The 518-nt window shown below is 48.1% G+C and carries 1 protein-coding gene; it reads left to right on the top strand.

The genetic code is table 11. The features are described 5' to 3' along the window. On the top strand, nucleotides 1–518 hold a 518-nt coding region (locus E5983_RS09420), incomplete at both ends, for a Rib/alpha-like domain-containing protein (protein WP_269148548.1).

Here is a 518-nt window from a genome sequence, read left to right as displayed (position 1 = left end):
CTTGTGACCTACCCAGATGGTTCGCAAGATAAGGTTCCTGTGACTGTTAAGGTTGTAGAAAACCCAAGCCAAGCAGACAGTAACCAACCAAGTCCAGCTGATCAAACCGTTACCGTTGGTGAAACTCCATCAGCTGAGAAGTCCATCTCTAACCTAGGTGACCTTCCAACAGGTACTACGGTAGCGTTTGAGAGCCCAGTAGACACAAGTACAGCAGGAGATAAACCAGCGACAGTTCTTGTGACCTACCCAGATGGTTCACAAGATAAGGTTCCTGTGACAGTTAAGGTTGTAGAAAACCCAAGCCAAGCAGACAGTAACCAACCAAGTCCAGCTGATCAAACCGTTAAGGTGGGTGAAACTCCATCAGCTGAGAAGTCCATCTCTAACCTAGGCGATCTTCCAACAGGTACTACGGTAGCGTTTGAAAGTCCGGTAGACACAAGCACAGCAGGAGATAAACCAGCGACCGTTCTTGTGACCTACCCAGATGGTTCACAAGATAAGGTTCCTGTGAC

The organism is Streptococcus danieliae (genome assembly GCF_009767945.1).
GTDB lineage: Bacteria > Bacillota > Bacilli > Lactobacillales > Streptococcaceae > Streptococcus > Streptococcus danieliae.
The sequence above is the reverse complement of the archived record's forward strand: the minus strand, read 5'-3'. Positions and strand labels throughout refer to the sequence as shown.